The organism is Actinoplanes subtropicus, from assembly GCF_000721705.1.
In the GTDB taxonomy this organism is placed as follows: domain Bacteria; phylum Actinomycetota; class Actinomycetes; order Mycobacteriales; family Micromonosporaceae; genus Actinoplanes; species Actinoplanes subtropicus.
The window spans coordinates 486,102-507,180 of sequence record NZ_JOJL01000021.1 but is presented as its reverse complement, the minus strand read 5'-3'; the positions used below and the strand labels follow the sequence as shown (position 1 = coordinate 507,180).

Sequence of the window (21,079 nt, the reverse complement as noted above, 5' to 3'; positions counted from 1 at the left end):
TTGCTCAGGACTCAACGTCCAGGGGCACGAAGTGCTCACCGGCCAGCGGCTACCAACCCAGGAGTCTGCCCGAACGACCAACTCCTAGCACTCATTAGGAGGCCCGGGAGGGTAGCTGGCGTGCGGTTCTGGCGGCGGCGTGGAGTGGGGCGCTGACGCGCGCGGGCGGCGGCGTGGAGTGGGGCGCTGACGCGCGCGGGCGGCGGCGTGGAGTGGGGCGCTGACGCGCGCGGGCGGCGGCCTGGGGTGGGGCGCTGCCGGGCGCGGGCGGCGGCCTGGGGTGGGGCGCTGCCGGGCGCGGGCGGCGGGATCCGCTTGGGTCGGGCCCGGCCCAAGACAGGCGCGCGCCCCCTCGGGCAGCCGGGCACGGGAGCCGGAACTGGGGTGGCTGACCTGCGCACCGCCGGCTCCAGCTGCGTCTCGCCACCCTTTGTGCACCCAGACGCACAGCTCTGCGCATCCGGGGCGCCCTAGACTGCTCGGTGCACCGGGCGAATCGCTCTGCGCGCCGGGGGGCACGTTGGGTCACGGCGAGGAGGGCGGATGGGCCGGAATTGTCGTGGCGGTCAACGGGCGCGCGCCGATGACCCGGCCTGTCGAGCGGGACAGCCCGGCGGCCGCGCGCGGAGGATGACCACGACGGCGCCGGGGCGCTGCACCGGAGACTTATGGTGAATCCCGTATTTTACGGTGTTTGGTTCTGTGGCTATACGGTCGAGTTGGCCGGCGCGACCGGATCGATCGCGGGAGTGTCCCGCCCGGCCTGCGCAAGGTCGATCTGTTGGGGGCGGCGCAGCAGGAACGTGGTGATCAGCAGGGCGGCGACCACGAAACCGGCGGCGACCAGGAACGCTCGGACGTAGCCATCGTGCAGCGCCTCGACCGCCGGGATTCCCGATGCGGATCGCTGCGCGGTGTGGGAGGCCGCTACCACCGCCAACACCGCCAGACCCAACGCGCCGCCCGCCTGCTGGGCGGTGTTGCCGAAGCCGGAGACCATGCCGGTGTCGGCCGGGTCGGCACCGGCCATCGCCAGCATGATGATCGACGGGACGGTGACGCCGACGCCCAGGCCCATCACGATCAGCGGTGGTAGCAGATCGGCCACGTAGGACACGTTCGCCGGGATCCGGGCCAGCAGCAACAGGCCGATCAGCAGCAGCGACAGGCCGGCGATCAGCACCGGGCGCGGGCCGAAGCGGCCGGTCACGCGGGGGGCCACGAAGAGCGACACCAAACCGATCACGATCGGGGTCGGGAGGAAGGCCAGCCCGGTGCCGAGCGCGTCGTAGCCCATCACTCGCTGGACGAACAGGGCGTTCAGGAATTGGAACCCCATGCCGGTGGCGAAGACCAGCAGCACGGCGGCGTTGGCGGTGAGCAGCCAGCGGCGGGCCAGCACGCGCAGGGCGATCAGCGGGCGGCGGGCCAGGCGCTGCCGGAGCAGGAAGCCGAGGATCAGGACCACGGCGGTGGTTCCGCTGAGCGTGGCGGGCGCGGTTGCCTCCGGCGATCCCGTACGCACGATCGCGTAGACGCCGAGCGAGAGGCCGGCCGTGATCAGGAGCGCGCCGGGCAGGTCGAGGCCGGCGGCCAGTCCCGGGCCGGTCTCGCGGGGCAGCACCCGGCGGCCGAACAGCCAGACCGCCACCCCGATCGGCACGTTGACCAGGAAGATCGCCGGCCAGCCCACGGCGTCGGTGAGCACGCCGCCGGCCACGAAGCCGACCGCGGCGCCGCCGGCCTGGGTGAAGCTGTAGATGCCCATGGCCCGGGCCTGTTCCGCGGGGGTGGGGTAGAGGCGCACGATCATGCCGATCACCACCGCGGCGGCCAGCGCGCCGCCGGCGCCCTGCAGGAAGCGGCCGGCGACCAGCAGCCCGGCGCCGGAGGCCAGGCCGCAGAGCAGGCTCGCGACGGTGAACAGGCCGAGCCCGGCGAGGAACACCCGCCAGGCGCCGACCAGGTCGCCGAGGCGCCCGGCGAGCAGCAGCAGGCCGGCGAAGGCGACCAGGTACGCGTTGACGACCCAGGCCACGCCCGCGGGGGAGAAGCCCAGATCGCGCTGGATGTCGGGAACGGCCACGGCGACGATCGTGCTGTCCAGCACGATCATCAGCGACATGGCGCAGAGGACGGCGAGGGCGGCCGAGCGACGGCTGATATCCATGGCCCGACGTTAGCAGATAATCCGCTACCGGACTATCTGCTAGTGGACCTCAGCGGTTCCGGGGCCGCCGGATCGGCTGCGGCCCGGGGTCGCGAGTGGTCCCGGCCAGCGCGCCGAGCGCCTCGACGAAGGCGGCCCGGGCCTCGGCCGGCAGCCCGCCCAGCGCGTCGGCGTGCACCCGGTCGACGATCCGCTGCGCCTCCTCGGCGGCGAGCCGGCCCTTCTCGGTGACCGCGATGATCCGGGCGCGGCGGTCGGTCGTGGACGGGCGGCGCTCGGCCAGGCCGCGCCGCTCCAACTCGTCGACGGTGCTGACCATGGTGGTCTTGTCCAGGTCGGCGAGGGCGGCGAGCTGGATCTGGGTGCGCTCCTCCTCGAGCGCGTGGATCAGCACGCACTGCATGCGCGGGGTGAGGTCGACCTCCTCGAGGGCGGCGGAGAGGCGGTTGGAGAGCGCGTGCCCGGCCATGTTGAGCAGGCCGGTGATGTCGCGCTCGGTGCGGAGGGGTGCTGCCATGGGCCCATCCTATCGCCGGATCGTCTGGTAGTAGATGATCCGAGCGCTGGACGACCGGCGGGCCATCCCCCGTGCCGGCCCACCGGTCGTCGTCTGCCGGCCCAGAAAAGGACCATATTTCGGAAATACCCGGCTATTACCCGTTCAATCAGGCGTCAAACCAGGTCGGCGCGTACGGACGCACCAGCAGCGGCATCCGCGCCTCGCCGGGCGTACGGTCGCCCTTCCGGTTGTTGCACCGGCCGCAGGCCGCGACCGTGTTCGCCCACTCGTTCCGGCCGCCGCGCGAGCGCGGCAGCACGTGATCGATCGTCGACGCCGGGCCACCGCAGTACCCGCAGCAGCGCTTGTCCCGCGCCAGCACGCCGGCCCGCGACCACATCGGCCCGCGACTGTGCCGCCACCGCGTCACCACGTAGCTCACCAGCCGCACCACGGTCGGCATCGGATAGACCCCGATCCGCCTGTCCGGCTCGGCCTCGTGCACCACGGCCACCTCGCGGAACAACATCCGGACGGCATGCCGGAGGCTGACCCGGTGCAGCGGCCCGCAGTCGGCGTTCAACACCAGCACCGCGCTCATCGTGGCCCACCTCCCCTACAGATGAAATAGAAGTTGTCCGGCCAGCCCACCGCGTCTTTCATCGATCGGCTGTGTCACGGACCACGGTAGGTTCGCGCTCCACCCCGGACAACCGAATAACGATCTATCGCCGCCCGCACCGTAGCTTGTGGACGGTGGCGGCACTCGCCGGACGGTGCTGGGGATCGCTGGGTTGGGCGGGGTTGGGCTGGACTCGGGCTCGCTGGGCGGGGTTGGGCTGGGATGGTCGGGCTGGGCGGGGCCCGTGATCGCCGGGCCGGGCTGGGCCGGGTGGGGCTGGGCTCGTGATCGCCGGGCCGGGCCGGGCCGGGCCGGGTGGGGCTGGGCTCGTGATCGCCGGGCCGGGCTGGGCCGGGTGGGGCTGGGCTCGGGATCGCCGGGCCGGCCGGGCTGGGCTGGACTCGTGGTCACTGGCCTGGGTGGTTTAGGGGACCGCCGGGCTTGGCTCGGCGGCCGTCGATCGGGGGCGGTAGCGGGCGGCGGCGACGGCCAGCGCGGCGGTGATGAGGAAGAGTGGGGTCGGTCCCCAGTGGACCAGGGCCGAACCGAGCGGGATCGTGACCGCGGCCGGGCCGAACATGACGGTGTTCGAGGTGGCGGAGACCCGGCCCAGCAGGTGGTCGGGGGTGCGGGTCTGCACCGCCGTCACACCCGCGATCAGGGCCGGCACCAGCCCGAAGCCGGCAAGCACCCGGCCGGCGATCATCGCAGGCCACCACGGAATCGCCGAGCAGGCGCAGGCGGCCGCGAAGAGCGTCGTCCCCAGGGCGGCCACGGCGAGCGGGGAGCGGCGGGCGAGCAACCGCCCGACCACGAGCCCGCCGACGATCGAGCCGACGCCCTGCGCGGTCGAGAGCGGCCCGAGTCGGGTGGCGGGCAGGTGCAGCCCGTCCACGACCTGCCCGATGACGGCCGCGTTGACCAGCCCCGACAGCCCGATAGCGCCGGCGGCGACGAGGACCGGTCCGCGCACGGCCGGATTACCGAAGAGCGCCCGCAGCCCGGCCCGCACCTCGCCACGGCTCAACCAGTCGGCTCGTCGCCCCGCCCGCGCCTCGGCGCGACTCCGCCGGTCGGCTCGTCGCCCCGGCCGCGCCTCGCCACGACTCGACCGGTCGGCTCGTTGCCCCGCCAGCGCCTCGCCACGACTCCGCCGGTCGGCTCGTTGCCCCGCCCGCGCCTCGCCACGACTCCGCCGGTCGGCTCGTCGCCCGGCCCGTGCCTCGCCACGATTCGACCGTGCGGCCGCCCGCGGTGGGTCCGCCTCGGCGTTGACCGCGGGCGGGTCGCAGTCGGACGGCAGGCGGATGAGGGCGTAGCACGCCGCCGTGCACAGGGGGAGCCCGGCGCAGATCAGGACCACCAGGGTGGGGCCTCGCCAGGCGTAGAGGCCGGCGCCCAGGAGCGGGGCCACGATCTTCATGCCCTCCTGGGCGCTCGACCGCCAGCCGTTGACGTCGCCCAGCAGCTCGGCGGGCAGGGCGGACGGGAGGATCGCCGACTCGCCGGCGTCCCCCAGGACATAGCCCACGCCTCGGGCCAGCAATACCGCGTAGATCAGCCAGGCCGAATCCCGGGACGAGACCAGCAGCAGGGTCAGGATCAACAGGCCCATGACGGCATCGACCGCGATCAGCAACGGTCGGCGCGGCAGGCGATCCACCACGGCGCCCAGCCACGGCGCCGCCAGCGTAGGGGCGTAGATGCACAGGCCGGTCAGGGCGGCCAGCCCGACCGAACCGGTCAGGTCCAGCACCCAGATGCCGGCGGCGAGGCTCATCGCGGTGCTGCCCAGCCCCGACAAGAGGGAGATCAGCACGAACAGCAACGCGTTCCGGCGCACGGCACCGACCTCCCGAGGGGTTGAGTCAACGGGACTCATCCTCAAGAGTTGAGCGGCAATCTGTCAAGTCTGCGGAGTGGCGGCCTCCAGAGCAGCGACCAGCCGAGCAACGGCCGCCCGGGTCGGCCCGGGCAGCGGCGCACTGGCCGTGGCGAGGTCGGCCACGGCCTCGGTGACCAGCGCATACAGGGCCGAGACGGGGGTGTCGGGGGCGGCGGCGAGGGTCTGGCGGACCAGGGCGGCTCGGGTGAAGCGGCGGTCCCAGCGGCGGTCGGCCCCGATCCGGCGGTGCAGGTCGGCGGCGGCGGTGCGCAGGGCTGTCACCTCCGCGCCCAAGCCGCGATCGAGCGACGGGGAGACCGGGTGCACGGCGGCGGTCAAACGGAGGCGGCGCTGCTCGGCAGCCTGGCGACTGCCCAGCCCCAGCGCCTCGGCGACCTGCACCCAGGTGGCGCCCTCCCGCCGGGCCTGGTCGATCAGCGCCAGCTCTCGGGCGTCCAGCCGCGCCCGCTCGGCGGGAATCGCCCGGAGCGCGCTGAGGTCGGCCACGACTCAGATCCTACCGTTGTCAACGATAAATTGACAATGTGCCGCACGATGGGGTGCGCCGGGCGGCGGGAAGGGCGCTAACCATGCAGGACAGCCCGGCGGCCGCGCGCGGAGGGTGACCAACGACGGCGATCGGCGCCGCACCGGGGACTTGGCCCACGCGTACGGTCAAGGGATTTTGAAGTTGATCGGAGTTATGCGCCGCGCTGGAGGGGGAAGACGTCCTCGCCAGAGAGGCGGGAGGGGCGGTGGCCGTCGTCGCCTCGGACGCGGGCGGCTATTTCCTTGCGTGCCTCGGGGCGTAGGCGGCGCAGGCGGGGGGCGGCCGGCTCGCGGGTGATGTAGCCCTGGACGTGCTTGATCTTGCGTTCGAAGATCTGGCGCAGGGTCAGGGGGGACTCGTCGTCGACGCCCTCGACGATCACCACGCGCGGGGTGTGCGAGGCGTCGCGGGCGACCGACACGACCAGGGAGAGTTCCTGCAGCGCCTGGGGGTGGTGCAGGATCGCGCGGTCGACCTTGATCTGGGTCAGCGGGAGCTCGGCCATCCGGGAGAGCGAGGCGTAACCGGTGCCGAAGTCGTCGACCGCGAAGGCCACGCCGACGTCGCGGGCGATCGCGGCCAGGCGCTTGTGGAAGTACGCGTGCGGCTCGTCCGGCCACTGCTCGCCGTCGCGCGGCTCGATCGGGTCCTGCTCGGAGATCTCCAGGGTCACGGCCGAGGGGGTGAGGCCGGCCTCGGCGATCGCGACCCGCAGGGTCTCCACGTACGAGTCGTTGAGCAACGCCCGGACCGAGACGTTGACCGAGACCGGCTTCGGCTCGTCCCACGGGCCGGCGGCGTTGGCCTCGGCGTAGGAGCGCAGCGCCGTGCGGAGGATGACCTTGTCCCGCTCGACCACGAAGCGGTCGCCCCAGATGCGGGCGATCTGCAGCATCGCGACCGGCGCGCGGGTCTCGTCGAGCGAGCGGCGGGCCAGCGCCTCGTAGCTGTGCACGCCGACATTCGCGACCGCGGGGCCGATCGTGACGACCGGCTGGAAGACTATGCGGAACGACTCCAGCACCTCGCGGTAGAGGCGGAAGCAGCGCTCGTAGAGCGGGTTGGGCAGCCGGCCGAACGTCTCGCGCAGCGCGGTCAGCACCTGGATCTCGGCCTCGGCGGGGGAGGCCGCGAAGTCGGTGCGCCAGATCGTCTCGATCACCTTGGCCATCGGCTGGCCCATCGCGACCAGGGCCTGGGGCGGGTCGACCACGGCGAGCAGCAGCACCGTGCCGTCGCTGCGGCTGACCGGGACGCACAGCAGGGTGCGGCTGGTGTCGCGGAAGATGCGGCCGAACCACTCGAGGCTCGACGGGTCGTCGGTGAAGTGCAGCAGGTCCTGCACCGAGGCCTGGTCGAAGCGGGCGGTGGCGTCGATCGTGGTGATGCCGGTCGCCGTGTACTCCAGCAGGGCCACCGACTCGGCGCCGGTCGCGGCGCGCAGGTAGTGCACGCGGTCGGCGCGCAGCATCGTGCCGGAGAGCCGGGGCTCGCGGGCGGCCCGGGACAGCCGATCGATCAGGCCCGCGATCGCGGTGGCGTGCCGGTCGATCGGGTTTTCCAGGGGCAGCACCTCGACCTGCTCGGGCACGCGCTGCACCGGGAGCGGGGTCGTGATGATCAGCTCGGGGCCGGAACTGGTCAGCGCCGTGGTGGTGGCCCAGTCCTGGACGATCGCGGTGGGCTCCGGGTCGAGGCCGCGCTCCAGCACGTACCGGCTCAGCGTCTCGAAGGTCACCCGGCCGGTGGAATCGGCGGCCGCGCCGCGCAGCCCCGCCAGCAGGTGGTGGGTGAGCACGCCGTGACCGAGCGACGGGTCCTCCCGGGCGGCGCCGTCCCGGGCGGACACGGTGAGCGCCGAATACCGGCCGCCCACGCCGATCGGGTCGCGGTGCCGGCCGAGCAGGCTGCCCGAGCGGCAGCAGTCGAGGATCAGGGTGGCCGCGCCGGCGAACAGCTCCAGCACGTCCTGATGCAGGTAGGACAGCCGCAGGCCGGCGTCGGGGTCGTCGCCCAGCGCCGCCTCGTCGAGGTCGGGGGTGACCAGGTAGAAGTCGTTGCCGAGGCTCCAGGCCGGGGTCAGCGTGTGGCCGGCGAAGTAGACCAGCAGCGTGTCGGACGGGTCGGAGTGCAGCGCTATCCGGCGCAGCGCCGTCTTGACCGCGGCGGCGCTGGTATACGGCCCGGCGAACAGCTCGACGTCGGCCGGGTCGAAGGTGCCGATCGCGGGGTCGCAGAGCAGGTCGCGGACGCACTCGGCGTCGCGGGCCGCGTATCGCAGCGGGGGCAGGGCAGCGCGGATGGCGGGATCGTCGACCCCGACCACTACCGCGTAGCGCTTGTCTGTCACCGACTGTCCCCGGGATCGAGCCCTCGGTAGTGAGGGCTGTCGAAGGCGCCAAGCGATGATAGCGACTCGGCAGCCCGGATCAAATCGGTGAGATTGACCGTTCGTAGCGCTCGATGCCGGGCCGGGCACGCCATTGTGCCCGGCCCGGAGCCTCAGCGGTTGCGCAGTGCCTTGCGGTAGTCGCTGTTGAGGCGACCGATCAGGGTCAGCGGGATGCCCTTGGGGCAGACCGTGGTGCACTCGCCGGCGTTGGTGCAGCCGCCGAAGCCGGCGTCGTCCTGCGCCTGGAGCATGTCGATCACCCGGGAGTCGCGCTCCGGCTGGCCCTGCGGCATGAGGCCCAGGTGGGCGACCTTGGCCGCGGTGAACAGCATGGCCGAGCCGTTCGGGCAGGCCGCGACGCAGGCGCCGCAGCCGATGCAGGTGGCCGCCTCGAACGCCAGGTCGGCGTCCTTCTTGGGCACCGGGGTGGCGTGCGCCTCGGGCGCCGCGCCGGTCGGGGCGGTGATGTAGCCGCCGGCCTGGATGATCTTGTCGAACGCGGACCGGTCGACCACCAGGTCCTTGATGACCGGGAAGGCGGCGGCCCGCCACGGCTCGACGTCGATCACGTCGCCGTCCTTGAAGTGCCGCATGTGCAGCTGGCAGGTGGTGGTGGCCCGCTCGGGGCCGTGCGCCACGCCGTCGATGACCATGCTGCACATGCCGCAGATGCCCTCGCGGCAGTCATGGTCGAACGCGACCGGGTCGTCGCCGTCGAGGATCAGCTTCTCGTTCAGGACGTCGAGCATCTCCAGGAAGGAAGCGTCGGGGGAGATGTCCGTCACGTCGTACGTGACCATGCGGCCGTCGTCTTCGCTGGAAGACTGGCGCCAGACGCGTACCTGGATGTCCATTACTTGTAGCTCCGGGTGCTCGGGTGGACGTACTCGAATTCGAGCTGTTCCTTGTGCAGGGTGGGCTTGCCGCCCTCGGTGGCGTACTCCCAGGCCGCGACGTAGCTGAACTCGTCGTCGTGGCGCAGCGCCTCGCCGTCCTCGCTCTGCGACTCGGCGCGGAAGTGGCCGCCGCACGATTCGCGCCGGTGCAGGGCGTCGATGCACATCAGCTCGGCCAGCTCGAAGAAGTCGGCGACCCGGCCGGCCTTCTCCAGGTTCTGGTTGAGCTGCTCGCCGGTGCCCGGCACCTTGACCCGCTGCCAGAACTCCTCGCGCAACGACCGGATGAGGCCGATGGCCTTGGTCAGGCCCTCCTCGGTGCGCTCCATGCCGCAGTACTCCCACATGATGTGGCCGAGCTCGCGGTGGAACGAGTCCACAGTCCGGTCGCCGTCGACGGCCAGTAGCCGCGAAATGCGTTTCTCGACCGACTTGCGCGCTTCGACCACGTCTTCGTGATCTTCTGCGATTTTCTCGAACGGCCCCGCGGCCAGGTAGTTCCCCAGCGTCGTCGGCAGCACGAAGTAGCCGTCGCCCAGGCCCTGCATCAGTGCCGACGCGCCGAGCCGGTTGGCGCCGTGATCGGAGAAGTTCGCCTCGCCCACCACGAACAGGCCGGGGATCGTCGACTGCAGGTCGTAGTCGACCCAGAGGCCGCCCATCGTGTAGTGGACGGCCGGGTAGATCCGCATGGGCGTGCGATATGGGTCCTCGCCGGTGATCCGCTGGTACATCTCGAAGAGGTTGCCGTACTTGGCCTCGACCGCCTTCTTGCCCAGCCGCCGGATCGCGTCCGCGAAGTCCAGGTAGACGCCGAGCCCGCCGGGCCCGACGCCGCGGCCCTCGTCGCAGACGTTCTTGGCGGCCCGGGAGGCGATGTCCCGGGGGACCAGGTTGCCGAACGACGGGTAGATCCGCTCGAGGTAGTAGTCCCGCTCGTCCTCGGGGATGTCGCCCGGTTTTCGGGAATCCCCGCGAGCCGTCGGAACCCAGACCCGCCCGTCGTTGCGCAGCGACTCGCTCATCAGGGTGAGCTTCGACTGGTGCGTGCCGGACTCGGGGATGCAGGTCGGGTGGATCTGCGTGTAACAGGGGTTGCCGAACAACGCGCCCTTGCGGTGCGCCCGCCACGACGCCGTGACGTTGCAGCCCTTGGCGTTGGTGGAGAGGAAGAAGACGTTGCCGTAGCCGCCGGAGGCGAGCACGACCGCGTCGGCCATCTCGGTGGTGATCTCGCCGGTCACCATGTCCCGGACCACGATGCCACGGGCCTTTCCGTCCACCACGATCAGCTCGAGCATCTCGTGCCGGGCGTTCATCTCGATGTTGCCGAGCCCGATCTGCCGCTCCATCGCCTGGTACGCGCCGAGCAGCAGCTGCTGGCCCGTCTGGCCGCGGGCGTAGAAGGTGCGGGACACCTGGGTGCCGCCGAACGAGCGGTTGTCCAGCAGGCCGCCGTACTCGCGGGCGAACGGCACGCCCTGCGCCACGCACTGGTCGATGATGTTCACCGAGACGGAGGCCAGCCGGTAGACGTTGGACTCGCGGGCGCGGAAGTCGCCGCCCTTGACCGTGTCGTAGAACAGCCGGTAGACCGAGTCGCCGTCGTTGCGGTAGTTCTTCGCGGCGTTGATGCCGCCCTGCGCGGCGATCGAGTGCGCCCGCCGCGGGCTGTCCTGGTAGCAGTACGACTTGACGTGGTAGCCGGCCTCGGCCAGGGTCGCCGCCGCCGAGCCGCCGGCCAGGCCGGTGCCCACCACGATCACCGTGAGCTTGCGGCGGTTGGCCGGGTTGACCAGCTTCGCCGAGAACTTGCGGCGCTCCCAGCGGGTCTCGATCGGGCCGTCCGGGGCGGCGGTGTCGGCGATCGGGTCGCCCTCGTTCCAGTATTCGGACATATCCTTTTTAACCCACCAATCCGGTCAGGACCGCGAAGGGGACGCTCAGGTAGCCGACGACCAAGATGAGCGAAAGGACGAGCGCCGTCGCCCGGGCGATCCGCTCGCCGCGCGGCTTCTGCTGGCCCAGCGTGCGGAAGGCGCTCCACAGGCCGTGCCGCAGGTGGAAGCCGATGGCCACGATCGCGAGCGCATAGAACAGCGTCACGTACCAGCGGGCGGGCGCGAAGTCGGCGACGACGTTCGCGTAGACCTTGCCCTGCTGGCCGTTCGGGTTCAGGGTGAGCGTGGTCAGATCCAGGATGTGGTAGATCACGAAGAGCAGGATGATCACGCCGCCCCAGCGCATCGTGCGGGCCGCGTAGCTGCCCTGCACCTTGGGCCGGTGCGCGTACTTGACCGGGCGGGCCCGGCGGGCGCGCCGGGCGAGGACTGTGGCCGCCCAGATGTGGCCGACGATCGCGATCGTGAGGCCGCCCCGCTGGATCCACAGGTACCACTGCTCCGGCAGCAGCGGCTCGCCGATCGTGCGCAGCCAGTGCGCGTAGTGGTCGAAGGTCGTCTCGCCGAAGAAGATCTTCAGGTTGCCGATCATGTGCAGGTACAGGAACAGGACCAGCATGATGCCGGTCACCGCCATGAGGATCTTCAGCGCCACGGACGAGGTCCGCTTCTTCGCCGGAGCCAGTGCCGGCGCTGCCGCCGCCCGGGGAACTTTCGTGTCTACCGCCACGACTCTGACGGTAAGAAGCCCCTATGCGATTCGTCTAATGCATGCTCGGGTAGGTGTTCATAGCGATAGGCTATGAAGGTGCAGCTGCAACAGCTTCGATACTTTCTGGCGGTCGCGGAGACCCGGCATTTCACCCAAGCGGCGGACAATCTGGACGTCGCCCAGCCGACTCTCAGTAAACAAATTCACACCCTGGAACAGAGCCTCGGCGCGCCGCTGTTCGAGCGCGTCCGCGGGGCGGTCGCGCTCACCGTCGCGGGCGAGACGCTGCTGCCGCTGGCCCGCCGGATGGTCGCCGACGCCGACGCCGCGCGCGAGGCCGTGCAGGACATCGTCGGCCTGCGCCGCGGTGACGTCCGGCTGGGCGCCACCCCGAGCCTCTGCTCGTCGCTGGTTCCGGAGGTGCTGCGTACCTTCCGCGCCGAACACCCCGACATCCAGCTGTACGTGAACGAGGGCAGCTCGCAGGACCTGATCGGCAACCTGCTCGCGCACACCCTGGACCTGGCCCTGATCGTGCAGCCCGACGAGGGCGTCGACCCGGCCCTGGTCACCACGCCGGTGCTGCGCGAGAGCCTGGTGGTGGCCTCCGCCTTCGACCGGCCGCCGCCCACCTCGCAGGGGCAGATCGTGCTCTCCGAACTGGAGCACACCCCGCTGGTGATGTTCCGGGCCGGCTACGACATCCGCGGCGTCACCCTCGAGGCCTGCCGGCAGGCCGGGTTCACCCCGAAGTTCGCGGTCGAGGGCGGCGAGATGGACGCGGTGCTCGCCTTCGTCGAGGCCGGGCTGGGGGTGGCGCTGGTGCCGAGCATGGTGCTGGCCAACCGGCCGATGCTGCGGGCGACGCCGCTGGCGCCGCCGGGCATGCGGCGGACCATCGCCCTGGCGCATCGCAAACGGTCCGTGCTTCCCCATGCCGCGGAGGCCTTGCGTACGACGTTGCTCGCGCACGTGGCGACGGAGGAACTGCCCTCCGGCGTACGCCCGCTCTAGAACCTGGCTTCTTCCCGCCACCGCTGCCAGAGCGCCCGGTCGCCCTCGATATCCGCCGGCTCCCGGCGGCGGTTGAGGATGAGCAGCAGGTCGCGGGCCGGGGCGTTGATCTCGGCAGCCGATTTCTGGGCCTTCGATTTCTGGGCGTTGGTCTGCCAGGCGAGGCCATTCGGGGTCAGCGTGACATGCCAGCTCTGGCCGGTGTCGGTGGCGGTGAAGAGCAGCGACTCGCCGGCGCCCTTGAAGCGGGGAAAATAGCCGAGCGCGAGCAACAGGTCGGCGATGCCGTCGGCGGCCAGGTCGGGGGCGAGATCGCCGGCCGGGTCGGCGTCGAACCGGTGCACGATCAGGTCGTGCAGCATCCGGCGCTGCCAGAAACCGGCCGTCTGGTGTTTCGGCTGCCAGCTCCAGACCCTGCCGTCGAAGCCGAGATCGTCGACGGCGGCGTTCAGCCGGCGGGCGCCCTCGGCCAGCCAGGCCGGCCAGTCGGCCGGCTCGTCCGGCGCGGCGATCAGGCGATACTCCGCCGGACGGTCGCGGCGTTCCTCGATGATCCCGGCCGCGAGACGGTGGCCGGTGCCGACGTGGGTGACGAGGTCCCGGACGGTCCACTCCGGACAAGTCTCGATTTTTCCGTCCGTGGGCCTTTGCGCGGCGGCAGCCGCCAGCCGGGCGGTTTCCGCTTCCATCTCGTCGGCGTAGCGCCGGGGCGACAGCCAGTCCATGCGGCCGACCCTATACAACTCGTGGCGTTCATTCCGTCCCCCGCTCACTGCCCGCGTTCGCGGTATTCCGATCTTGCTCGGGTGGGTGGCCCTTTCGCGGCCCATTCGATCTTTATTGATTACCTACCGTATTGACGGCCGTTTTATACCCCGCCCGCGTACCTATCCGGGGTGACCTGGGGTTTCATAGTTTGTTTGGTACGAAAATCAATTTCCCTATTGCCTTCCACGCGCGGGCGGCTACTATTCGGCCTCGTTCGAAATCGACCGTGCGTAATCGCGATCTTCCGGGGAAGGAGGGTGGTGGCATGTCGGATCATCAGCGGCATTCCGCCCTGCCCGATCCGGACGATCAGCCGGCCAGCCTCACCGTCCGCGTCCTCCTCGCCGTCATGATCGTCGGCGTTCTGGTGGTCGTGGGCGGGGGCACCGCCTGGTGGATCTATTCGCAGAAACCGACCGCCCAGGCCGCTCGCCCCGCGGGCCCGTGCCCCGACACGGTCCTGCACGTGATCGCCGCCCCCGAGATCGCTCCGGTGGTCCAGGAGGCGGCGCGCGCCCTCAACGACGGTGGGGACTGCGGGCCGGTCGGCGTCACTGCCCAGGACCCGGTCGTCACGGCGTCCGCCCCCGAACAGCCCGACGTCTGGATCCCCTCCTCCAGTGCCTGGCTGCGAATCTCCCTGGTGGGCGGCGTCGACGCGTACCGGGTCGACGGTGACCCGATCGCCCGCAGCCCCATCGTCCTCGCCGGCCCGACCGCCATCGCCGGCCGGTATGCCAAGGGCGACCAGACCACCTGGATGCAGCTGATGGCCGGCGTCGCCGGCCATCAGATCCCGGCGATGACCATGCCCGACCCGCTGCACTCCACGGTCGGCATGCTCGCCGTCTACGCGATCCAGACCGCGATGGCCTCGAGCACGCCGGACGCGGGCATCGCCCAGCTCCGCGCGCTGACCCTGCGCAGCCGGCTCAAGGACGCCTCCGCCGATCCGGAGGAACTGCTGAAACGGGTCGCCGCGGCGGACGACGCCAACGCGGTCGCCAACGACGTCGGCGTCTTCCCGATCACCGAACAGCAGCTGATCACCTACCAGCACGGCGGGCACACGATCCCGCTGACCGGCTCGTTCCCGTCCGACGGGCTGATCGAGGCGGACTACCCGTTCGCGGTCTCCACCTCGACCAAGCACGCCGAGCTGGCCGAGCGGCTGCGTGCCGCGATCGGCAAGCCGCTGCTGACCGAGGCGGGCTTCCGGACGTACCCGATGGCGCACACCACGGCGGTGCCGGAGCGTACCGACAAGCTGCTCGGCCCGGCGGTGCAGTGGGCGCAGTACCGCACGCTGGCGTTCCAGGTGCTGCTGTTGATCGACGCGTCCGGCTCGATGAACAAGCCGGCCACCGACAAGGCCGGCAAGCCGACCACCAAGGCGGCGCTGCTGCGCCAGTCCGGCCTGGCCGCGACCGAGCTGCTCGGCGACGAGACGAGCGTCGGGATGTGGTTCTTCGACACCCCCGGCCCGAAGAGCCCGCCGCACACCGAGCCCGTCCCGTTCGGCCCGATCAACGCCAAGGTCGGCGCGGGCACCCGGCGTGCGGCGATGGCCGCCGCGATCAACGGCTACCAGGCGCCGAACCAGGCCGGCACGCCGCTGTTCCAGACCATCCTGGACGCCCAGGCCGCGATGCGCCCGCGGGTCGCGCCCAACACCATCACCCTGGTGATCGTGCTGACCGACGGCGCCGACGGTGAGTCCACGTACTCGATGCCGAAGAAGACCTTCCTCGACCGCCTGACCAAGTCCCAGGACCCGAAACGTGAGGTCCCGGTGATCGGGGTCGGCTTCGGCCCGGATGCCGACATGGGCACCCTGGCCACGATCGCCAAGACCACGGACGGCAAGGCGATCGCCGCGAAGAACCCGGCCGACCTGGCATCGGCGATGGCCAAGGCGTTCCTGGCCGCCCACGCCGCCACCCCCTCCTGATCCGCCCTAGATCGCCAGCGGCGGGGCGTGGCGGACGGCCGGGCTGACGGTCGCGCCGACCGCCGTCGCCAGCATGATCGCGGCGAGGACGAGGACGGCGCCGGTCGGGCCCACGGTGGTCAGCAGCAGGCCCGCGCCCAGGGAGCCGATGGGCATCACGCCCCAGGAGAGGGTCATCGCCGCGCCTTTGACCCGGCCCTGCAGGTCGTTGGGCACCAGCAGAGCGGCGTAGCTCCCGATCACCACGTTCCAGAGCGGTCCGATGAAGGCGGTGGCCGCGCCGATCGCGCCGATCAGCAACGGGTCGGTGGTGCAGAGGAAGAGCGGCAACAGGGCGGCCCAGCTCCAATTGATCCCGATGATGACCGTCCTGGGGCTGACGTAGCGGTAGGCCCGGCTCGCCGCCAGCGCGCCGGCCAGGCCGCCGCCGGAGTAGATGCCGAGCATCGCGCCGATGGAGCCGGCGGTGGCGCCGTGGCGCTGGGCGAGGACGACGATGACCAGGACGAGGGCCTGGAAGACCAGGTTGCTCGCGGCGACGAGCAGGATCGCGGCCCGGATCAGCGGGTGGCGCCAGATCCAGCGCAGTCCCGCGACGGTCGCCCGCCACAGCGGCTCGGCCGGGGCGGTCGGCTCCTCCTGCAGGTCCTTGCGGACGAACAACAGCGCAATGGCGGCGACGGCGTAGGAGACCGCATCGGCCAGGAAGGGCAGGACACGATCCAGTCCGAACAGCAGGCCGCCGAGCGGCCCACCGGCCAGGGCCGCGCCCCGGCCCCGGGTCTCGTTCTGGGCCAGGGCGGTGGGCAGGAGGGCCGCCGGCACGATCCGCGGCAGGGCGGCGGTCTCGGCCAGACCGAAGAAGACCGCGCACAGGCCCTGGACGAAGGCGACCACGGCGAGGTGCGCCACCGTGAGCACGTTGAACGCCATCGCGACCGGAACGGTGGCGAGCGCCAGTCCGGCCGCGACCTCGCTGGTCAGCAGGATCCGCCGGCGGTTCCACCGGTCCACCAGGGGGCCGGCCGGTAGGTGGGCGAGGAGGAAGGGCGCCGTGCCGGCCGCGCCGACGAGGCCGGCGTCGGCCGGCGAACCGGTCGTGGCCAGCACGAGCAGCGGCATCGCGGTGGCACTGATCCGGGTACCGAGCGCGGAGACGACCTGGCCGCTCCACAGCGCGACGAAATCGGTGTTGCGCCACAGCGAGCGCCGCACGGTTGTCGCCCCGGCCACGGCGGTCACGACTCCTCCGCCGGGTCGGGGGTCTCCTCCGCCGGGTCGGGGGTCGGGAAGGCGTGGAACAGCACGGAGATGTGTCGCCGGCCGGGGCCTGGTTCCCGGTGCCAGCGCTTGAGGAACGCGATGTACTCCTCGCCGAACTCCGCCAGTTCCGCCGCGGTGAGTGCGGTGCCGCCGAAGGAGTGCGGCGCGGCGCCGGCGAACTCGCCGTACCGCTCCCGGTTCGCGAGGAAGGCGTGCAGGTCCTGCTCGGAGCGTTCCAGCCACTGGCGGCCGATCTCGACGGCGACCGCTGCGACGTCGGGGTCGGCCGGTTGCTTGGGCAGCCGCATGTCCTGCGGGATGGCGCGCCAGTAACGCCGGCGGCCGGCCGACCGCTCGGCGTCCTCCTCGACGAAGCCGAACCGGGCCAATTGCCGCAGGTGATAGCTGGCCGCCCCGCGGTCCACGTCGAATTCGCCGGACAGGTCGGCCGAGGTGGCCGGGCCTCGCTGCTGCAACCGCGCGAGGAACTGCTGCCGTAGCGGATGAGCGAGGGCCTTGAGCGCCTCGATGTCGGAGAGCACACGCGGTTGTCGATCGGCCATAGTGAGAAGATATCTTTGCAAAGAAATATTCTCAACCTGGTAGAGCCGGGCCGATCCGGGTCGCGGCAATCTCGGCGGAGAGGGTGACCATCGGGAGGCCGCCGCCGGGGTGGACCGAGCCGCCCACCAGGTGCAGGTTGGCGAGCGGGCCCTGGTTGGGCGGGCGCAGCAGGCCGCCGGTGGTGCCGTAGATGGCGCCGCCCGGGGTGGCCGTCGCGGCGGCCAGGTCGGCGGGCGTGTGGGTTTCCCAGAACACCAGGCGGTCGCGGACGTCCACGCCTTGGCGGGCCAGCAGATCAAGGACATGCCGGCCGTACGCGTCGGCCAGGCCGGGGCGGCGCCAGTCGATCGCCGACCAGGCCGTGCCGTGGCGTGGGGCGTTGACCAGGACGAACCACGCCTCGCAGCCGGGCGGGCGGACCGCGGGGTCGGCCGGCCGGGTGACGAAGATCGCGGGGTGGTCGGCGAGGCGGGCCCGGCGCGATGCCGTGCCGAAGATGGCGTCGAACTCCGCGTCGTAACAGGGCGGGAAGAAGACGTTGTGGTGCGCCAGCCCGGGCGTCTCGCCGCGTACGCCCAGCAGCAGGACGAAGCCGGCCAGGCTGCGGTCGGTCAGGGACGGCAGGCGGGACGGGGTCGGCACCAGGTCGCGGTAGAGGGCGAGGGCGTCCACATCGGACACGACCACGTCGGCCGGGTGGAAACCGCGAGCGCGGACGCCGGTCGCCCGGCCGCCCGACGTGACGATCCGGGTGACCTCGGAGTGGAAGTTCAGGCGCACGCCCAGCGCCTCGCATCGGGCCACCATCGCCGACCCCAGCGTGGTCAGCCCGCCGGACAGGTACCAGCCACCGAAGGCCAGTTCCGCATACGGGATGGCGGCCAGCGCGGCCGGCGCCCGGCGGGGATCGGTGCCGGTGTACGTGGCGTACCGGTCCAGAAGCATCCGCAGGCGTGGGTCCCGGAAATACTGATAGCCCAGGTGGCGCAGGCTGCGGCCGGGGGCGATCGCGGCCAGGTCGGGCAGCCGCCAGGAGAGGCTTGCCAGGGTGGCGGGCGTGACCGGGTGACGCAGTACCGAGCGCCACGACGCGCGCCAGATGCGCGCCGCCCGGCGCCAGAAACGTTCCCACTCGGCGGCGGAGGCCGGGCCCAGCGACTGCGCGATCCGGTCGGTGAAGACGAGATGACTCGACGAGGAGTCCAGCGTCGTGCCGTCGGGGAAGAAGTGCCGTACGACCGGGTCGAGCGGGACCAGTGGGAGGGACAGTTCCAGGTCGGCGAAGACCTGGGGAAGGGTCAGCAGGCTCGGCCCGGTGTCGAAGCGGAACCCATCCCGCTCGTAGCAGCCCAGTTTGCCGCCCGCCGCGCCGGAGCGCTCGTGCACCTCGACGTCGTGCCCGGCCTGGGCGAGCCGGATCGCGGCGGCCAGCCCGCCCACCCCCGCGCCGATCACGACGATCCGGCTCATACCGGACGGCCTCGCCAGGACAGGCGGGACCGGCGGCGCAGCCGGAACGATCGGGCGGTCAACCAGGCGAACAGCGCTATCGACACGGGATGGGCCAGGCAATCGGGCCAGGGGCGTCCGCCGGTCGCGACCGCGGAGATCGCGCGGCCGGCCACGCCCAGCAGGTAGGCGGTCAGGGCGATCAACGCCGCGGACCCGTGGCCGGTGACGGCCAGGACGGGTGCGGCGACGGCCGGCACCGCGTACAGCAGGAGCAGGGTGACCACGACGATCGCCGCGGCCGGAGCGGAGCCGAAGGACGCCCACAGCGACTTGGCGTAGCCGGCCGTCAGGCCGGACCAGGACGTGTACATCCGGCAGGTCGCGAGGCGGGACGCGTCGGCCAGCGCTATCCGGCCGCCGGCGCGTTTCACCTGCCGGGCGAGCGCGATGTCCTCGAGGATCTCGGCGCGCACGGCAGCATGCCCGCCGGCTCGTAGATACCCCGCGCGGTCGGCGAGCAGCCATTGCCCGCCGGCGGCGGCCAGCGACGGTCGCGGCGAGCGCTCCATCGCCCGCAACGGCAAAAACGTGATCCAAGACCATTGCAGCAGAGGTTGCAGCAGGCGTCCGGCTCCGCCGATCTGCGGGTACGGCGAAAGCAGGGTCACCTCGATCTCCCGCAACAGCCGCACCGCCGAGGCCAGGGCATCGGGCGCGAGCACCACATCCGCGTCCACGAAGGACAGGATGTCGGCATCGGCGGCCGCCGTCGCCAGTTGCCAGCACGCGTGCGGCTTGCCCAGCCACCCAGCCGGCAACGCCGCCCCGGCGATCAGGGTGACCTGGTCGTCGGCCAGCGAGCGGACCAGCTCGGCGGTCCCGTCGGTCGAGCCGTCGTCGAGCACGTAGATGGTCAGGTGGGGAATGCCGCGCTGGGCCAGCAGCGACTCGAGGCAGGGCGTCACCCGATCCGCCTCATCGCGCACCGGAAGAAGGACGGCGACCCTTTCCTCCGTTTCGCCCGTTTCCTCTGCGGAATCGGGCAATCGCCGCAGGAGCCGCGCGTTGACCGCGGCGTGCATAGTCAGCGCGAGCCAGGGGAGAAGAATGAGCCAGCTCATCGCCGCACCCGGACGGCCAGCGGCAGGACGGCGAGGCCCATCAGCGCCCCGCCCCAGGCCGCGGAGGCCGGGAGCCCCAGGAACACCGCGTGGGCGAGCACGGACGAAGCGTACGTCCAGAACCAGAGCACGATGATCGGCGCGTCGGCGGCGTCCGGGGTTTTCGTGGCGCGGCCGCCGGCCGTGGTCAGCGCCGCCATCAGGAGCAGGGCGAACCCGAACCAGCCCAGGTAGTTGCCGATCGGCACGCCGGGGACGCCGGGCAGCGCGGGGGTGGGGTCCGGCCAGCGCCAGTAGCCCTCGGCGACCATCTGCGGGTCGAGGAAGAGATCCCAGGCGGCGAGCCCGAAGGCGGCGATCGCGACCCGGGCGGGGGTGGAGCGGGCCAGGCGGAGCGCGGCGAGCCAGGCCGGCCAGGCCATCCAGGTCCAGGCCAGCGGGATGATCAGCGGGACGCCGAGGAGTTTCGGGCCGAGTTGGCCGGAGTAGTCGTAGGTGCCGAACGGGAAGCCGGTCGCCACGCCGATCGCCTCCACCGCGAAGCCGCCGAGCGTGGCAGTGCCGATCAGGGCGAGGGCCACTCTTGCCCCACGGGTCGTCGCCGCGTGGCCGATTGAGATGATATATCCGATAAGGACGGCTGAATCGGTCAATGCCGCACGAGTGGGGCCGCTCGTGAGCGGGTAGCAGATCTGGATCAGGATGAGCGCGCCGAGCGCCGCCCAAACCGGATATTTCGTCAAATGCCGACGATGCCCGGTGCGTCCTCGGCGGGGCGCTCGGCCAGCGGCAACTCCCGCCCCAGGATCGCGAACGCCCGCTCGTCGCCCGGGAAGAAGAAGTGCCGCAGCACGTCCGCGAAGCCGAACCGCCGGTACAGCCGCCACGCCCGGGACTTCTGCTCGTCGGCCTCCGGCGTGGACAGCAGCACCGTCTTGCCGTCGGCCATCGCCAGCAGCGCCCGCAGCTGCCGGGCGCCGATCCCGTGCCCCTGGGCGGCCGGCCGCACGTGCAGCTCGACCACCTCGAAGCAGTCGCTCAGCCACTGCTCGCGGGCCGGCTCGCCGAGCGCCGAGCGCACCTGGTCGTGCCACCACTGGCCGGGGCCGGAGGTGTAGCCGTACCCGAAACCGGCGAGCCGGCCGTCGGTGGTGAGGGTGGCGACGGCTCGGAAACCCTGCCGCCGGACGTGCGCGCCGATGTAGCCGCGCCGGGTCTGCAGCAGCTCCTGGCGGTAGCCCATCGCCTCGCCGTAGACCGCGACCACGTCGTCGAGCCGTCGCAGCAGGTCGTCCGGCTGCCACGCAACGAGCCTCATA

At 71.7% G+C, this 21,079-nt stretch carries 18 protein-coding genes; 2 read left to right on the top strand and 16 right to left on the bottom strand.

What is annotated here, in order from left to right; all coding sequences use genetic code 11:
• Positions 1 to 706: 706 nt before the first annotated feature.
• The 9 genes from IH26_RS0129570 to IH26_RS0129530 form a co-directional block, all read right to left on the bottom strand.
• Positions 707 to 2,170: an MFS transporter gene (locus tag IH26_RS0129570; protein WP_245665594.1), complete on the bottom strand. Its 1,464-nt coding sequence runs from the start codon at positions 2,168 to 2,170 to the stop codon at positions 707 to 709.
• A 49-nt stretch (positions 2,171 to 2,219) separates the two neighbouring features.
• Positions 2,220 to 2,687, bottom strand: coding sequence for a MarR family winged helix-turn-helix transcriptional regulator (locus IH26_RS0129565; protein ID WP_030439527.1), 468 nt, complete (start codon positions 2,685 to 2,687; stop codon positions 2,220 to 2,222).
• A gap of 148 nt (positions 2,688 to 2,835) precedes the next feature.
• Positions 2,836 to 3,270, bottom strand: coding sequence for an HNH endonuclease (locus IH26_RS0129560; protein ID WP_030439526.1), 435 nt, complete (start codon positions 3,268 to 3,270; stop codon positions 2,836 to 2,838).
• 445 nt (positions 3,271 to 3,715) lie between these two features.
• Positions 3,716 to 5,134 (bottom strand): MFS transporter, encoded by a 1,419-nt coding sequence (locus IH26_RS58465; protein ID WP_051808655.1) that lies wholly within the window; start codon positions 5,132 to 5,134, stop codon positions 3,716 to 3,718.
• Between the two features lie 63 nt (positions 5,135 to 5,197).
• The gene (locus tag IH26_RS0129550; protein WP_051808653.1) at positions 5,198 to 5,683 is read right to left on the bottom strand and encodes a hypothetical protein; all 486 of its coding nucleotides are present in this window, start codon (positions 5,681 to 5,683) and stop codon (positions 5,198 to 5,200) included.
• 194 nt (positions 5,684 to 5,877) lie between these two features.
• Positions 5,878 to 8,076, bottom strand: coding sequence for an EAL domain-containing protein (locus tag IH26_RS0129545; RefSeq protein ID WP_084599149.1), 2,199 nt, complete (start codon positions 8,074 to 8,076; stop codon positions 5,878 to 5,880).
• A 152-nt stretch (positions 8,077 to 8,228) separates the two neighbouring features.
• The gene (locus IH26_RS0129540; RefSeq protein ID WP_030439522.1) at positions 8,229 to 8,972 is read right to left on the bottom strand and encodes a succinate dehydrogenase/fumarate reductase iron-sulfur subunit; all 744 of its coding nucleotides are present in this window, start codon (positions 8,970 to 8,972) and stop codon (positions 8,229 to 8,231) included.
• Positions 8,972 to 10,912, bottom strand: a complete 1,941-nt coding sequence (locus IH26_RS0129535) for a fumarate reductase/succinate dehydrogenase flavoprotein subunit (RefSeq protein ID WP_030439521.1) — start codon at positions 10,910 to 10,912, stop codon at positions 8,972 to 8,974. The genes IH26_RS0129540 and IH26_RS0129535 overlap by 1 nt, the downstream gene beginning before the upstream one ends.
• A gap of 7 nt (positions 10,913 to 10,919) precedes the next feature.
• Positions 10,920 to 11,600 carry a succinate dehydrogenase cytochrome b subunit gene (locus IH26_RS0129530; protein WP_281179799.1) on the bottom strand — a complete coding sequence of 227 codons (681 nt, stop codon included), beginning with the start codon at positions 11,598 to 11,600 and terminating at the stop codon, positions 10,920 to 10,922.
• A gap of 117 nt (positions 11,601 to 11,717) precedes the next feature.
• Here IH26_RS0129530 and IH26_RS0129525 point away from each other — a divergent pair, with 117 nt between their 5' ends.
• Positions 11,718 to 12,641, top strand: coding sequence for a LysR family transcriptional regulator (locus IH26_RS0129525; RefSeq protein WP_034216112.1), 924 nt, complete (start codon positions 11,718 to 11,720; stop codon positions 12,639 to 12,641).
• On the opposite strand, the gene IH26_RS0129520 is transcribed toward IH26_RS0129525, so the two are convergent.
• Positions 12,638 to 13,366, bottom strand: a complete 729-nt coding sequence (locus IH26_RS0129520; RefSeq protein WP_051808650.1) for a maleylpyruvate isomerase family mycothiol-dependent enzyme — start codon at positions 13,364 to 13,366, stop codon at positions 12,638 to 12,640. The genes IH26_RS0129525 and IH26_RS0129520 overlap by 4 nt on opposite strands.
• 308 nt (positions 13,367 to 13,674) lie before the next feature.
• Between IH26_RS0129520 and IH26_RS0129515 the strand changes: the two genes are divergently transcribed.
• Positions 13,675 to 15,360, top strand: a complete 1,686-nt coding sequence (locus IH26_RS0129515; RefSeq protein ID WP_030439517.1) for a substrate-binding domain-containing protein — start codon at positions 13,675 to 13,677, stop codon at positions 15,358 to 15,360.
• 6 nt (positions 15,361 to 15,366) lie between these two features.
• Here IH26_RS0129515 and IH26_RS0129510 read toward each other — a convergent pair whose 3' ends face one another.
• Genes IH26_RS0129510 through IH26_RS0129485 form a run of 6 tightly spaced genes read right to left on the bottom strand, consistent with a single transcriptional unit; the run spans position 15,367 to position 21,078 of the window.
• The gene (locus IH26_RS0129510) at positions 15,367 to 16,602 is read right to left on the bottom strand and encodes an MFS transporter (protein ID WP_051808648.1); all 1,236 of its coding nucleotides are present in this window, start codon (positions 16,600 to 16,602) and stop codon (positions 15,367 to 15,369) included.
• Positions 16,599 to 17,186: an ArsR/SmtB family transcription factor gene (locus IH26_RS0129505; RefSeq protein WP_063763762.1), complete on the bottom strand. Its 588-nt coding sequence runs from the start codon at positions 17,184 to 17,186 to the stop codon at positions 16,599 to 16,601. Before IH26_RS0129505 ends, IH26_RS0129510 begins: the two co-directional genes overlap by 4 nt.
• Positions 17,187 to 17,217: 31 nt before the next feature.
• Complete coding sequence (locus IH26_RS0129500; RefSeq protein ID WP_030439514.1) at positions 17,218 to 18,657, bottom strand: phytoene desaturase family protein; 1,440 nt, start codon at positions 18,655 to 18,657, stop codon at positions 17,218 to 17,220.
• Positions 18,654 to 19,760 (bottom strand): glycosyltransferase family 2 protein, encoded by a 1,107-nt coding sequence (locus IH26_RS0129495; protein ID WP_030439513.1) that lies wholly within the window; start codon positions 19,758 to 19,760, stop codon positions 18,654 to 18,656. The genes IH26_RS0129500 and IH26_RS0129495 overlap by 4 nt, the downstream gene beginning before the upstream one ends.
• Positions 19,757 to 20,503 carry a carotenoid biosynthesis protein gene (locus tag IH26_RS0129490; protein WP_030439512.1) on the bottom strand — a complete coding sequence of 249 codons (747 nt, stop codon included), beginning with the start codon at positions 20,501 to 20,503 and terminating at the stop codon, positions 19,757 to 19,759. Before IH26_RS0129490 ends, IH26_RS0129495 begins: the two co-directional genes overlap by 4 nt.
• On the bottom strand, positions 20,500 to 21,078 hold the full coding sequence (locus IH26_RS0129485) for a GNAT family N-acetyltransferase (RefSeq protein ID WP_030439511.1): 579 nt from the start codon (positions 21,076 to 21,078) through the stop codon (positions 20,500 to 20,502). The genes IH26_RS0129490 and IH26_RS0129485 overlap by 4 nt, the downstream gene beginning before the upstream one ends.
• Position 21,079: the final 1 nt, after the last annotated feature.

Excerpts from the sequence above, each read along its gene's own strand:
- IH26_RS0129535 (WP_030439521.1), bottom strand. The coding sequence starts at position 10,912 with ATGTCCGAATACTGGAACGAGGGCGACCCGATCGCCGACACCGCCGCC.
- IH26_RS0129500 (WP_030439514.1), bottom strand. The coding sequence starts at position 18,657 with ATGAGCCGGATCGTCGTGATCGGCGCGGGGGTGGGCGGGCTGGCCGCC.
- IH26_RS0129495 (WP_030439513.1), bottom strand. The coding sequence starts at position 19,760 with ATGAGCTGGCTCATTCTTCTCCCCTGGCTCGCGCTGACTATGCACGCC.
- IH26_RS0129560 (WP_030439526.1), bottom strand. The coding sequence starts at position 3,270 with ATGAGCGCGGTGCTGGTGTTGAACGCCGACTGCGGGCCGCTGCACCGG.
- IH26_RS0129485 (WP_030439511.1), bottom strand. The coding sequence starts at position 21,078 with ATGAGGCTCGTTGCGTGGCAGCCGGACGACCTGCTGCGACGGCTCGAC.
- IH26_RS0129540 (WP_030439522.1), bottom strand. The coding sequence starts at position 8,972 with ATGGACATCCAGGTACGCGTCTGGCGCCAGTCTTCCAGCGAAGACGAC.
- IH26_RS0129515 (WP_030439517.1), top strand. The coding sequence starts at position 13,675 with ATGTCGGATCATCAGCGGCATTCCGCCCTGCCCGATCCGGACGATCAG.
- IH26_RS0129570 (WP_245665594.1), bottom strand. The coding sequence starts at position 2,170 with ATGGATATCAGCCGTCGCTCGGCCGCCCTCGCCGTCCTCTGCGCCATG.
- IH26_RS0129565 (WP_030439527.1), bottom strand. The coding sequence starts at position 2,687 with ATGGCAGCACCCCTCCGCACCGAGCGCGACATCACCGGCCTGCTCAAC.
- IH26_RS0129520 (WP_051808650.1), bottom strand. The coding sequence starts at position 13,366 with ATGGACTGGCTGTCGCCCCGGCGCTACGCCGACGAGATGGAAGCGGAA.
- IH26_RS0129525 (WP_034216112.1), top strand. The coding sequence starts at position 11,718 with ATGAAGGTGCAGCTGCAACAGCTTCGATACTTTCTGGCGGTCGCGGAG.
- IH26_RS0129505 (WP_063763762.1), bottom strand. The coding sequence starts at position 17,186 with ATGGCCGATCGACAACCGCGTGTGCTCTCCGACATCGAGGCGCTCAAG.